Origin of the sequence: Nostocoides sp. (genome assembly GCF_037045025.1) — a bacterium.
Taxonomy (GTDB): domain Bacteria; phylum Actinomycetota; class Actinomycetes; order Actinomycetales; family Dermatophilaceae; genus Nostocoides_A.
The window spans coordinates 74764-88192 of record NZ_JBAOHM010000014.1; the positions used below are offsets into that span (position 1 = coordinate 74764).

Below are 13429 nucleotides of genomic sequence, written 5' to 3' on the forward strand. Positions count from 1 at the left end.
AGGGCCGCGCAGTCGGTCACCCACGCGTCGAGGGCGGTGCCAGAGCGCCGCTCGGCTCGGCACGGAGCACGGGCGTTCTCGCGCTGGCCACGTGCGGTTGTCCGCGGGGCCAGGCCGATTTCACCCGCGCACCTGTCCCGATCCCTCCCGGGGTGTTGACACGCCCTGACCTGCGGTGTTGAGGTGTCACCGACCCCACTGGTCCGTCAGAGAGATCCCCCATGTTAGGTACCCTTCGCGGGACGCGCAGGCGTGTGCTCGGCGCCGTCACAGCAGTCGTCACCACCACGGCCGGACTGGCGGTGATGTCTTCCCCGGCCCAGGCGGCGGGCGCGGCCGCGCTGACCGCCCTCGGCACGGCATACGAGCAGAATTTTGACGCGCTGGTCTCGTCCGGGACCGGGACCGAGGCGACGGACACCCCCGCCGGGTGGACCTTCGTCGAGGCCGGCACCAGCGCCAACACGAGCTACACCGCCGGCACCGGGTCGGGGACCAGCGGCGATACCTACTCCTTCGGCGCATCCGGCACGTCCGAGCGCGCGTTCGGCAGCCTCAACAGCGGCAGCAACTCCCCCACGCTGGGCGTCGTGCTGACGAACTCGACCGGCGGCACGATCACCTCGCTCGACGTTGCGTTCTCGGCTGAGCAGTGGCGGCACGGCGGGAGCACGGCGTCGCGTACCGACCGGCTGGCGTTCGCCTATAGCACCGACGCGACCAGCCTGACGTCCGGGACCTGGACCCTGCTCAATGATCTGGACGCCGCCTCCACCATCACGAGTGGAACGGCGGGCGCACTCGACGGCAACGCCGCGGCCAACAAGACCGCGGTCAACGGCAGCGTCCCCGGCCTGAACGTCGCCCCCGGCGGCCAGATTGTCCTGCGCTGGAGCACAACCGACGTCTCCGGCGCCGACGACGGGCTCTCCCTCGACGACTTGGCGATCACGCCTCGGGGCATCCCCTCCGGTGGCTCCACGGACCCGTCCGGCACCGGCGCCGCCGATCCCGCGTCCGTCGTGCAGGGCGGTCAGACCACGCTGAGCGTCGATGTGACCCCGGGGACCAACCCAGCCAGCACCGGCCTGGCCGTCTCGGCCGACATGAGCAGCATCGGCGGGCCGGCGAGCACGGCCCTGCTCGACGACGGGGTGGCGCCGGACGCGACGGCGGGCGACAACATCTTCACGGCATACGGAAATGTCGCCGCGAGCACCACGCCAGGGGCAAAGTCGCTGCCGCTCACGATCACCGACGCCCAGTCGCGCTCGGGGACGGGAACGATCGACCTGACCGTCACGGCGAGCGAGCCGTGCGCCGCCGAGGACCAGACGATCGGCTCGGTGCAGACCGACGGCCCGATCGGGATCACCGGAGCGGTGACGGTCCAAGGCGTCGTCGTCGGCGACTACGAGGGTGCCTCGCCGAAGCTGCGCGGCTTCTACCTACAAGACAGCGGCGACGGCAATACGGCGACATCGGACGGGATCTTCGTCTTCGAGGGCGACAACGCCAATCGGGTCGCCGTAGGCGATGTCGTCCAGGTGACCGGCAACGCCGGGGAGAACCAGGGCCAGACCCAGATCAGCTCCACGACCGGGATTGCGGCGTGCGGCACGACCGGCACGGTCGGCGGGACCGAGGTGAGCCTCCCGGTGACGTCTGCCACCGACGGATTCGAGCCGTATGAGGGCATGCTCGTGACCTTCCCGCAGGAGCTGTCGGTGACCGAGCACTACCAACTCGGCCGCTTCGGCCAGGTCACGCTCTCCAGCGGCGGCCGCCTGCAGCAGCCGACCAATGTCGTCGAGCCGGGACTGCCGGCCAACGCGCTGCAGGCGGCCAACGACCGGCGCCGGGTCATCGTCGATGACGACAGCCAGGCCCAAAACCCCGACCCGATCAAGTTCGGGCGCGGCGGCCAGCCGCTGTCGGCGACCAACACGCTGCGCGGCGGTGACACGATCACCGGGCTCAAGGGTGTGATGACCTACACCTGGGGTGGCAACTCGGCCAGCCCGAATGCCTACCGGGTGCGCCCGATCGGCGCCCTCGACGGCGGCTCCCCGGAGTTCGTTGCGGCGAATCCGCGGCCGGCGACCGCTCCCGCCGTCGGCGGCAGCTTGACGGCGGTCGGGATGAACCTGCTCAACTACTTCAACACCTTCGGCACCAGCTGCACCGGCGGGGTGACCGGCCCGACGATGGACTGCCGCGGCGCCGACAATCAGACCGAGTTCGATCGGCAGGCGGCCAAGACACTTGCGGCGATCGAGGAAATGAACCCCGACGTCATCGGCGTCAACGAGATCGAGAACGACGGGTATGGCGCGAACAGCGCGCTCGCCGACCTCGTCGGCCGGCTCAATGCTCGCTTGGGCGCCGGGACGTATGCCTATCTCGACGTCGATGCTCGCTCGGGTCAGGTCGATGCGCTCGGCAGCGACGCGATCAAGGTCGGGGTGCTCTACAAGCCGGGGACTCTCTCTCCGGTGGGCACGACGGCGGTGCTCAACTCGGCCGCGTTCGTCAACGGTGGGGACCCGGCGCCGCGCAACCGGGCGACGGTGGCCCAGGCCTTCGAGGAGACCAGCAGCGGGCAGCAGTTCATCATCAACGTCAACCACCTCAAGAGCAAGGGCAGCGCGTGCTCGGCCCCGGATGCCGGTGACGGACAGGGCGAGTGCAACCAGGTCCGGGTCAACGCCGTCAACGTGCTGACCGACTGGCTCGCCGGCGACCCCACGCAGACCGGTGACCCCGACGTCCTGCTCGTCGGCGACTACAACTCCTATGCCATGGAAGACCCGATCATGGCGTTGCAGGCGGACGGGTTCGTGCACCTGATCAAGACCCGCCTGGGCCCGGATGCCTACTCGTATGCCTTCGACGGACAGTGGGGATACCTCGACCACGCGCTGGCCTCCAGCTCGTTGGACTCGCAGGTGACCGGGGTGGCCGACTATCACATCAACGCGGACGAGCCGTCGGTGCTGGATTACAACACCAACTTCAAGTCCCCGGGCCAGATCGATTCGTTGTATGCGCCGGACGAGTTCCGGATCTCCGACCACGACCCGGTGATCGTCGGCCTGGCGTTGCGGACGGCGGTCAACCAGCCGCCGACGGCGCATGACCAGTCGGTGACCACGCCGGAGGACACCGCGGCGAGCATCACGCTCACCGGATCGGACCCCGAGGGGCAGCCGCTGACCTATACGGTCACCAGCGGCCCGAGTCACGGGACCCTCGGCGGCACGGCTCCGGACCTGGTCTACACCCCGGACCCGAACTACAACGGACCGGACTCGTTCACGTTCACGGTGAATGACGGAACGCACACATCCGAGCCGGCAACGGTCAGCATCACGGTCACCCCGGTCAACGATGCGCCGACGATGCGGATCACGCCTGGCGGAACGTGCCTGTCCGACACCAGTGGCCGGATGAACCTGGCGGTCGCCGACGCCGACCGGACCCCGGTCTCCGTGACCGCGACGTCGTCCAACCAGACGCTCGTTCCCAACTCCGGGATCACGATCGGCGGCTCCGGATCGACCCGCTCGATCACGGTCCAGGGTGCTGCCGGCAAGAGCGGCGCGGCGACGATCACGATCCGGGCGAACGACGGCTCGGTCACCGTGACGCGCACGCTGCGGGTGTGGATCGGCACGGCCGGGGCCAACTCGGCCACCGGCAGCGCCGGACCGGACATGATGCTCGCCGGCGGCGGCAATGACACCGTCAACGGTGGCGGCGGCGTGGATCTGATCTGCGGCGCCGCCGGAGCGGACAAGCTCTCCGGCGGAGGCGGCGAGGACACCCTCGTCGGCGGCGACGGCAATGACACCCTCAGCGGCGGGCTGGGAAGTGACGTCATGCAGGGCCTGTCCGGGGCGGACGTGATGACCGGCGGCGCCGGCGCCGACCTCTTCGACGGCGGCACGGGCACCGACCGCGCCGTCGACTACGCCCCCATCCAGGGCGATGTGAAGGTCAACACGCCCTAGCACTTCCGGTTCAATCCCGGTTTGATCTCCCCGGCCCGGCCGCCCGAATGGGCGGCCGGGCCGGCGGTTGTCCTGGCCGTCGGCTGTCCTGGCCGGTGGTTGCGAGCCGCGCGTGACGGTCAGTTGAGACCGAGTTCGGTGTCGATGAAAGCGAAAACGTCGGCGGCTGTGGCCGCGGCCAGGTTCGCGAAGCTGACGGTGACACCGGCCAGGGCGGGCGCGCGTTCTGGAGCAGTCTCAGGCGCTTGGTCCCCTGCTCGCGACGGCGCCGCCCCAAGGGTTTCGCCGTGGACGGTCTCGGGAGCTTGGTTGGGCGACGGCGCGCCTGGCCCGGCTTCCTGGAGGGCCCGCAGCCGAGATGCCAGCCCGGCGGGCAGCTCGCCGGCTGCGGCGAGGGACTCCAGGACCGCCACCGCGACCTCGGCGTCGGGGGCGCTCGCGGAGGGTGCGGCGGCGAGCACGGCGTCGAGTTCGGCAGCGAGGAACGACGCGACCGCGGTCACGGTCGGGTAGTCGAAGACCAGGCTCGGCGGCAGATCCAGGCGCAGCGGGCCGGCGAGACGCGTGCGCAGATCGACGGCAGAGACCGAGTCAATTCCCAAGTCGCCGAAGGACTTGGTGATCGGGAGGGCGGACGGATCGGCATACCCGAGCAAGTCGGCAGCCTCGGTGCGCACCAGCGTGACGAGCCGATCCGAGCGCTCGGCCGGGGCCAGGCGGGCGAGGTCGTCCAACAAGCAGGTATCGCCCGGGACCACGGCCGCGCTCGTGGGAGCGGCCTCGGGGATCTCGCAGATCAGCGGCCGTGACCGCGCCAGAGTGTAGGTGGGCACGAACCGGGCCCAGTCGAAGTCGGCGACGACCGGGTGCGCGCTGTCCGAGCCGAGCACCTGGGGAAGCATCGCGGCCGCGCGGTCGGCGGGCATCGCCGGGGCGCCGATGCGGCGCATGGCGGCGGCCAGGTCCGCGTCGACCATGCCGGCGTCCCACGAGCCCCAGTTGATCGACGTTGCGCGCAGGCCCAGGCTTCGCCGGAGGTCGGCGAGACCGTCGAGATAGGCATTCGCGCTCGCGTATGCCGCTTGCCCGGCACTCCCCCATACCGCCGAGCCGGAGGAGAACAGCACGAGGTTGGTTCCGGGGTTGGCTTGGGCTGCCTCGTGCAGATTCCGGGCGCCGCGGCACTTCGCCGACGCGACATTCGCGAAGTCGGCGGAAGTCAGCTCGGTCACCGGCTGCACCTCCTGCGCAACACCCGCGCAGTGCACAATCGTTTCCGGCTCGTATGCCGCGATCAGCTCGCGCACGGCAGTCTCGTCGGTCACATCGGCAGCGACGATCTCGACGTCGATATCGTTGTTCCGCAGGGCTTCCAGGACGTCCGGCGAGATCTTGCCACCGCGACTGACCAGCACCAGCCGACCGAGGTCGTTGTGCGCCTCGGCAAGGTAGCGGGCCACGGCCAGGCCGACGCCACCGGTGCCTCCGGTGATGAGCACGGTCTCGCCGGGGGCCCATGCGATCTCGCTCGGGGTGGCAGTCCCAGTCGACGGCACACGTGCCACGCGCTTGACGAAAGCGCCGTCGGCGCGCAGCGCGACCTGGTCCTCGCCGCACCCGCCGAGGATGGTGCGCAGGGCCGCCGGGGTCGCGGCGCCCCACTCATCGGGCAGGTCGATGCTGCCCCCGAAGCCAGCCGGCTGTTCGAGCCCAAGGCTCGTGCCGAGCCCCCAGAGCGCGGTCTGCACGGGGCTGGGCGTGGGATCGCCGTGGCCGGTTGCAACCGCACCGCTGGTGGCCAGCCACAGTGTGGCCTTCGACTGGGTGCGAACCCAGGCCTGGACGAGGTCGATCGTCGCGACCTGTCCGGGAGGCAGCCCCTGGCCGGCGCTGTCTTCGGACTCGTCGAGCCCGAGCAGGCTGACGATGCCCTCGACATCGCCGGTGAGGGCGGACTCGAGCGGCGCGGCGGCATACGAGCGAATGTCCTTGCGCACGACCGTCGCTCCACCGTCAGCAAGCGCATCGGCGATGGCGGCGGCGTGGTCACGACCGTCGGTGCCGTGCAGCACGAGCCACCGTCCTGCGGGAGCGGCGGCGCGCGGCAGCTCGGTCTGACGCCACTGGACCTCGTAGTGCCAGTCCGCACCGGCAGGAGTCTCGGGCGCCGGCGCCGGCGCTGCGGCAATTGGCTGCGGCATCGACCAATAGGTTTGGTGCTCAAAGGGATATGTGGGGGCGGTGGACGCTGGGGGCCCACCCGTGGGGGCACCGACGAACACGCGAATGTCGACGTTCACGCCGCGGCAGTGCAGGCGGGCGACGCCGTGATTGAGGGTCTCGACTTCGTCTTTCTGCTTGCGCAGCGTCGGGATAAAGACAGCGTCGGGCACCTCGCGGGTGCAGGCCGCCCCGAGGGCAGCGAGGATCGCGTCGGGGCCGACTTCGACGAACGTCCGCACGCCGTCGTTGACGAGCCACCCGATCGCCGAGCGGAACTGAACCGTGCCGCGCACGTGGTCGACCCAGTGCGTCGGATCGGCAAGCGTGGTCGCGTCGACCGGCTGGCCGGTGAGGGTAGACACCAGACTTAGCTGCGGGGCAGCGAACTTCAACCCACGAACGAGCTCCTCGAACTCGGCCAGCATTGGCTCCATCAGGCGCGAGTGGAAGGCGTGCGAGACCATCAGCCGTGAGCAGCGCTTGCCCGCGGCGTCGAATTCCTCGGCGAGCTTGGACAGGTCCGCGCCCGCCCCGGCGAGAACGACCGCGTTCGGGCCGTTGTCGGCGGCCAGGTCAACGCGGTCGAGGTAGCGCTGGACATCCGCGACTGACGCCTGGACGGCGAGCATGCCACCGCCGGCCGGCAGGGCCTGCATGAGGCGGCCGCGAGCTGCAACCAGGGCGGCGGCGGACTCCAGGTCGAGCACGCCAGAGACATGGGCCGCAGCGATCTCGCCGATCGAGTGGCCGGCCACATAGTCGGGACGAATACCCCAGTGGCGCAACAGGGTGAAGAGGGCAACCTCGACGGCGAAGATGGCTGGCTGAGCGTTGGCCGTGCGATTCAGGTCGGCGGGCGCCGAGCCCCACATGACCTCGCGGAGCCCAGGCGTATGCCGCTCCAGCGCCCCCATGACCTGGTCAAAGGCCGCAGCGAAGGCGGGGTGTGCATCATACAGCGACGCGCCCATGCCGAGGCGTTGGGAACCCTGTCCCGTGAACAGGAAGCAGGTTGGGCCGGCGCCGCTGGCCTCGCCCGTGACGACGGTCGGAAGCGTGCGGCCCTCGATGACCGCGGTGAGTCCATCGCCGGCGGGTGCGTTATCCCCGGCGAGGACGACCGCGCGATGATCGAGGTGGGTGGCGCGGTTGGCGAGCACCGTTGCGGCAGAAGCGAGATCGTCGTTGCCCACAAGGTGGTCGCGCCACGAGATGGCGAGTGCGGTGAGCGCTTCGGGGGTGCGTGCGCTGAGCACGAGCGGGGCGGCGGCACCGGCGGATGTGGCCGGCGGCATACGGACTGGGGGTGCCTCCTCGATGACGACGTGCGCATTGGTGCCGGACAGTCCGAAGGAAGAGATGGCAGCGCGGCGGGGTTTGTCGCCCGCGGGCCAGGGCTGTGCGGACGTGAGCAGGCGGATGCGGTCGTCGTTCCACGCGACCTTCGACGTGGGCGCGTCGACGTGGAGGGTTTGCGGGATGCGGTTGTTCTCCAGGGCTTTGATCATCTTGATCACGCCGCCGACGCCGGCTGCGGCCTGGGAGTGGCCGAAGTTGGACTTGAGCGAGCCGAGCCACAAGGGCGTGGTGCGGCCCTTGCCGTAGGTGTTCATCACGGCCTGCGCCTCGATCGGGTCGCCGAGGACGGTGCCGGTGCCGTGGGCCTCGACGACGTCGACGTCCGCGGGGTCGAGCTGGCCGTTGGCGAGGGCGTCGAGGATGACCCGTTCTTGCGCGGGTCCGTTGGGGGCGGTCAGGCCGCTGGAGGCGCCGTCCTGGTTGACGGCCGAGCCGCGCAGGACGGCGAGGATGGGGTGGCCGAGACGGCGGGCGACCGAGAGGCGTTCCAGGACAACGAGGCCGGCGCCTTCGGACCAGGTGGTGCCGTCTGCGCCCTCGGCGAAGGATTTGCAGCGACCGTCGGGCGCCATTCCCCGGTCCTGGCTGAAGCCGACGAACGAGTCCGGGGTGCCCATGACCGTGACACCGCCAGCCAGGGCCAGCTCGGACTCGCCGGTGCGCAGCGACTGGGCGGCGAGGTGGATGGCGACGAGCGAGGAGGAGCAAGCGGTGTCGATGGTGATCGCCGGGCCCTCGAGGCCGAGGACATAGGCGATCCGGCCCGACGCAACGCTGGCCATGGTTCCAGCACCACCGCCGCCGGGATAGTCGTGGTAGACGACGCCGACGAAGACCCCGGTGCGGGAGCGCTTGAGCGACTGCGGGTCGATGCCGGCTCGCTCCAGGGCCTCCCAGGAGAGTTCGAGGAGGAGGCGCTGCTGCGGGTCGGTGTCGGTGGCCTCGCGCGGGCTCATCCGGAAGAAGGCCGGGTCGAAGTCGCCGGCGTCGTGCAGGAAGCCGCCTTCCTGACAGTAGGTCTTACCAGGCAGTCCTGGGGTGGGGTCGTAGAGGTCGCGCGCCCAGCCGCGGTTGGATGGGAAGGTGGTGATGGCGTCGAAGGCAGTGTCGACGAGGCGCCACAGTTCCTCAGGTGAGGTGACGTCGCCGGGGTAGCGGCAACTGGCCGCGACGATCGCGATCGGCTCATGGGCGCGGCTTTCCGCGTCGTGCAGCCGCTCGCGCGTGCGCTGCAGTTCGGCGGTTGCGCGCTTCAGGTAGTCGCGCAGCTTCTCGACGCTCATGCTGGGTCCTCGTCCTGGGATCGGCTGGGGCTCGAGGAGGAGAACCAGGGTTGAGAGGTATCAAGGCATGTGGGCCGCAGAGGTATAGAGCGCGTTGGCCGCGGGTATCGAGGTGCGCTGGCCGTGGGTATCGAGGCGCGGTGGCCGCGGAGGTCGAGAGCGCGGCGTTGAGCGAACTCAGCGCGCCGGATCGGTTGCCGCTCAGGAAACGTAGAGGCGGGTACGGGCGGTCAGCACGGTCAACTCCTCCCGCGGACCGGGGATCGACACCTCACCTGGGATCTCGATCCACTCGGAGCCGTCGATCATCACGTAGCCCTTGTAGACGGCGTCCGCCCCAACCGCATACACGCCCTTCGACTCGTAGGTCTTGACGATGTCTCCGCTCGGATACGGCCCACCGACCGACGTCGTCGGCCCCTGGCTCGTCCCGTCGCCAAAGTCATACGTCACCGACTGCAACACCGGCCTGATCGTGAGGTGCATCCCGAACCAATCTGCCGGGTCCAGCGTGTCGAGCTCCTCCGGCTCAAAGCCCTCCGCCGACCAGTCGACCGCGAAGTAGTTGGGTAGGGTGACCAAGGTCCTGTTGTCCGGCGGCTCGATCTTCACTCCAGGCACGGCCAGGTCGGTGCGATGGAACGCCGCTGCGGTCTTCGCCATGTCCACTTTGCCCGGAATCAGATTCGGATGGCAGGTGTAGCCCTGCCGAACCCAGGGCGTCTCGGGGTTGATTCGGCGTTGAAAGACCCATACCGCCGGACCGTCACCGGGCAAGTTGTCACAGAAGTGGTACATGAGACTGCAGTCCACACCGCCTGGTTGCGTTGGGAGGGCGCCACCACAGTATTGCGCAGTGCCGTAGTCCCAGAATTGGCGCGGCGTTCCACTGACGTGCCCCGACGCGAGCCGAAGCATCGCTGCCGCAACCAGCAAGCTCTTCCCGTCGTTTCCGCAAGCGATTCCACAACCCGGGTCGCCGTCACCAGCTTGAGCTGGTTCCGGGCCAAGAAGTAGCAGGAGTAGGCAGAGTATCACCGCGGGATAGGGCCATTTCATACGTTCACAACATTCTCGACACGCCAGCCGTTCTGGCTCCACTGGAGTTCGACACGGAAGGAGGCTTATTCACGTTGGGGAATGTAATACAATCGCGACATTCTGATCGGAGCGCCTGACAAAGCGACAGCCCGCTCCAAGAGAAGATTTGGTTTCCACACTCAAACCTCCAGATCGGACTGTCGCGAATGTATTCTTCCACCGGTTACACCAGGGGCCAGATCGACCGTCTGGTCGTCCTGATCCGCGACCTGGAGAACGCGGGATATTCGCTGGCCTACCCGCCGTCGCTGGGATTACGGAAGTCGATCATCATCACCCTGACCTATTTGCGGCGAAACCACACCCAAGACGACCTGGCCGACCGGTACGCCACCTCCCAGCCCACGATCTCGCGGACGATCGCCGCGATGACCCCGGTGCTGGCCGACGCCACCGCCGACTGGATCCCGGTCGCGGACGACCTCGACCCCGAGGTCGTGCTGATCATCGACGGAACTCTGCTCCCGTGCTGGTCCTGGGCCGATGTTCCCGACCTCTACTCCGGCAAACACCACACCACCGGTGTCAACGTCCAGGTCGCCGCCACCTTGTCGGGTCGCCTGCTGTGGGTCTCCGATCCCCTTCCCGGGTCCACCCACGACCTGACCGCCCTGCGCGCCAGCGGCCTCCTGGACGGCGACCGTGACGCCACGATCATCGCGGACAAAGGCTACATCGGCGCCGGCCTGATTACCCCCATCAAAAAGCCACCCAAGGGAGAACTCACCGACGACCGGAAACAATTCAACAAAGAACTCAACGCGATCCGCGCCACCATCGAACGAACCATCGCCCACCTGAAAACCTGGCGGATCCTCCACACCGACTACCGGCGGCCTTACCACACATTCGCTCAAACCATCACCGCTGTCCTCGGGCTACAATTCCTGAAACTAGCCTCGTGAATAAGCCTCAAGGTGAAGTCCGTTGCTGGAGAGGCAGCCGTCAGGCTACCGTCGGGTTCCACGATGGACACCTTGTTTTGGCGGCCCTTTACAGATATCCAGGGCTTGTCAAGGTCGGTCGTAGAGAACGTTACGTAGTCCAAGGAAACGAGCTTCGACTGATACCTCCTGTCGTCGCGTTTGAGCCGGGTCGACTCGTTCTCGAAGTACTTGCAAGGACCGCAGCTTATCGTCCCCAGCGGCGCTATTAGGCCTGACTCTGGCTTGGTGTAAGCATAGTTCAGGAGATCATAGAAGTACTTCACGAACACCTCGGCCGACTGCAGCGTCTGCTTCTTCGCTGCCGCAGGAAACTTCGGCTTGACCGGGACATACGCCGCCGAGATCGAACTCGACGACGGACTCGGCGCCGAACTCGTGCTCGGCGCGCTGGACGTCGCCGGCGAGTGTGATGTCGAGGACTGACCCGTCGGGTCGCTGCCGGAGTCACAGGCGCCGAGGAGGGCGGCCCCGAGCAGACACCAGGACGTGCCCACCACGGCCGCTCTGGTGGCCAAGCGATGTCTCATCCGAGCCTCCCCTACCGACGGACGAGGACCGTGCTGCCCGGGCCACGCCGCCCGAAGACGGTCAACGTTGGCATCAACCTTCGCCTAGGCGGGCGGATCTCGCCACCGGAACAGCAAGTTATCCACAGGGTTATGGCCGAGAAGGGCTAGCCGGACGACAGGAACCAATGGCGACCAGCAGGTCAGCCCCCGCTCAGGGAAAGGTAGAGGCGGGTACGGGCGGTCAGCACGGTCAAGTCCTCCCGCGGACCGGGGATCGACACCTCGCCCGGAATCTCGATCCACTCCGAGCCATCGATCATCACATAGCCCTTGTAGACCGCATCCGCACCGACCGCGTACACGCCCTTCGACGCATAGGTCTTGACGATGTCACCACTCGGATACGGCCCACCGACCGACGTCGTTGGCCCCTCGCGGGTCCCGTCACCGAAGTCGTACGTCACCGACTGCAACACCGGCCGGATCGTGATCTGCATCCCGAACCACTCGCCGGGATCCAATGTGTCGAGCTCCTCCGGCTCAAACCCCTCCGCCGACCAGTCGACCGCGAAATAGTTGGGCAGGGTGACCAAAGTCCGATTGCCCGGCGGCTCGATCTTCAAACCAGGCACGGCCAGGTCGGTGCGATGGAACGCCGCTGCAATCATCGCCATATCCACCTTGCCCGGGATCAGGTACGGGTAACAGGTGTAGCCCAACCGAGTCCAAGGGGTTTCAGGATTAGTCATGCGCTGGAAGACCCATACGGCCGGCCCCTCCCCGGGAATGGTCTTGCAGTATTCGTGCATTAATGTGCAGTCGACTCCGCCCGGCGAAGTTGGTATGACGCCGGGACAGTAAGGCGATGTCCCGTAGTCATACAATTGGGCGGCTGTGCCCGCAACGTGTCCGCTGGGAAGACCGAGCACTCCCTTGGCGGCTATCAGGCTCTTACTGTCGGTTTCGCAGCGTACTACCTGGCACTTCCCCGGTGATGTCACTGCCGCGCCAACACTGGCAGGCAATGAGAGAGCGAGCAAGATCGCCGATGTTAGCTGGGCCAATTTCCCCATCAGACGCTCGCTATGTCTTCGACGCGCCACCCGGATTCGCTCCATCGCAACACGACTCTCAGGTTCAGGTCTTCCTCAGGAATCATGCTAACTATTTCTCCGGCATTGTCAATGATCGACGTTTTGCGCTGCGTGCCGATATACATGACCCAGGGATTAGTGATGTTCTCTGTCACGAAAGTTACCCTCTTGAAACGCACAAGCTCTCCGTCGTACTTGTGGCCGTTGGTTACGAGGTCCGCTGAATTCTCCTCATACGCTCGGCAGGGTTCGCAATCAGCCAGGCCCAGTTGGCCCATGAGACCTTTCTCAGGCTTGGCAAATGAGTAGTTCAGCAGATCGAAGTAGTACTTCACGAATACCTCGGCCGACTGCAGCGTCTGCTTCTTGGCCGCCGCGGGGAACTCGGGCTTGACCGGGACATACGCCGCCGAGGTCGAACTCGACGACGGACTCGGCGCCGAACTCGTGCTGGGCGCGCTGGACGTCGCCGGCGAGTTGGATATCGAGGACGGACCCGTCGGGTCGCCGCCGGAGTCACAGGCACCGAGGACAGCGGCGCCCAGCAGGCACCACGACGCGCCCACCACGGCCGCTCCGGCGGCCAAGCGATGTCTCATCCGAGCCTCCCCTGCCGACGACGAGGACCGTGCTGCCCGGGCCACGCCGCACGAAGACGGTCAACGTTGGCATCAACCATCCCCCACGCGGGCGGATCTCGCCACCGGAACTGGAAGTTATCCACAGGGCGGCCGGGCTTGACGGGGCGACCACGGCGCTCATAAAGGGCGGAGCGACCTGCAGAAGGTGAGGTATAGCGCACCGCTTGCAGGTCACCCGCCGGGACGTCGCCCGGTGACCTGCAGAACGTGAGGTATAGCGCACCCCTTGCAGGTCACCCCCCGGGACGTCGCCCGGTGA

At 67.6% G+C, this 13429-nt stretch carries 7 protein-coding genes; 2 read left to right on the top strand and 5 right to left on the bottom strand.

Going from position 1 to position 13429, the window contains the following annotated elements:
• Positions 1–254: 254 nt before the first annotated feature.
• On the top strand, positions 255–4013 hold the full coding sequence (locus V9G19_RS19000; RefSeq protein ID WP_462286982.1) for an ExeM/NucH family extracellular endonuclease: 3759 nt from the start codon (positions 255–257) through the stop codon (positions 4011–4013).
• A gap of 119 nt (positions 4014–4132) precedes the next feature.
• Here the strand turns inward: V9G19_RS19000 and V9G19_RS19005 are convergent, their stop codons facing one another.
• Complete coding sequence (locus tag V9G19_RS19005) at positions 4133–8878, bottom strand: type I polyketide synthase (RefSeq protein WP_462286983.1); 4746 nt, start codon at positions 8876–8878, stop codon at positions 4133–4135.
• Between the two features lie 201 nt (positions 8879–9079).
• Positions 9080–9541, bottom strand: a complete 462-nt coding sequence (locus V9G19_RS19010; RefSeq protein ID WP_462286984.1) for a hypothetical protein — start codon at positions 9539–9541, stop codon at positions 9080–9082.
• A 584-nt stretch (positions 9542–10125) separates the two neighbouring features.
• Between V9G19_RS19010 and V9G19_RS19015 the strand changes: the two genes are divergently transcribed.
• The gene (locus tag V9G19_RS19015) at positions 10126–10884 is read left to right on the top strand and encodes a transposase (protein ID WP_462284337.1); all 759 of its coding nucleotides are present in this window, start codon (positions 10126–10128) and stop codon (positions 10882–10884) included.
• On the opposite strand, the gene V9G19_RS19020 is transcribed toward V9G19_RS19015, so the two are convergent.
• From V9G19_RS19020 to V9G19_RS19030, 3 genes are all read right to left on the bottom strand, one after another.
• The gene (locus V9G19_RS19020; RefSeq protein WP_462286996.1) at positions 10833–11270 is read right to left on the bottom strand and encodes a DUF6318 family protein; all 438 of its coding nucleotides are present in this window, start codon (positions 11268–11270) and stop codon (positions 10833–10835) included. The genes V9G19_RS19015 and V9G19_RS19020 overlap by 52 nt on opposite strands.
• A gap of 365 nt (positions 11271–11635) precedes the next feature.
• Positions 11636–12244 carry a hypothetical protein gene (locus V9G19_RS19025; protein ID WP_462286985.1) on the bottom strand — a complete coding sequence of 203 codons (609 nt, stop codon included), beginning with the start codon at positions 12242–12244 and terminating at the stop codon, positions 11636–11638.
• Between the two features lie 263 nt (positions 12245–12507).
• Entirely contained in the window at positions 12508–13116 is a 609-nt protein-coding gene (locus tag V9G19_RS19030; protein WP_462286986.1) for a DUF6318 family protein, read from the bottom strand.
• Positions 13117–13429: the final 313 nt, after the last annotated feature.

Bases quoted from the DNA above. Each gene is read 5' to 3' on its own strand.
- V9G19_RS19010 (WP_462286984.1), bottom strand. From the start codon at position 9,541: ATGGCGAAGACCGCAGCGGCGTTCCATCGCACCGACCTGGCCGTGCCT.
- V9G19_RS19025 (WP_462286985.1), bottom strand. From the start codon at position 12,244: ATGCACGAATACTGCAAGACCATTCCCGGGGAGGGGCCGGCCGTATGG.
- V9G19_RS19005 (WP_462286983.1), bottom strand. From the start codon at position 8,878: ATGAGCGTCGAGAAGCTGCGCGACTACCTGAAGCGCGCAACCGCCGAA.
- V9G19_RS19015 (WP_462284337.1), top strand. From the start codon at position 10,126: ATGTATTCTTCCACCGGTTACACCAGGGGCCAGATCGACCGTCTGGTC.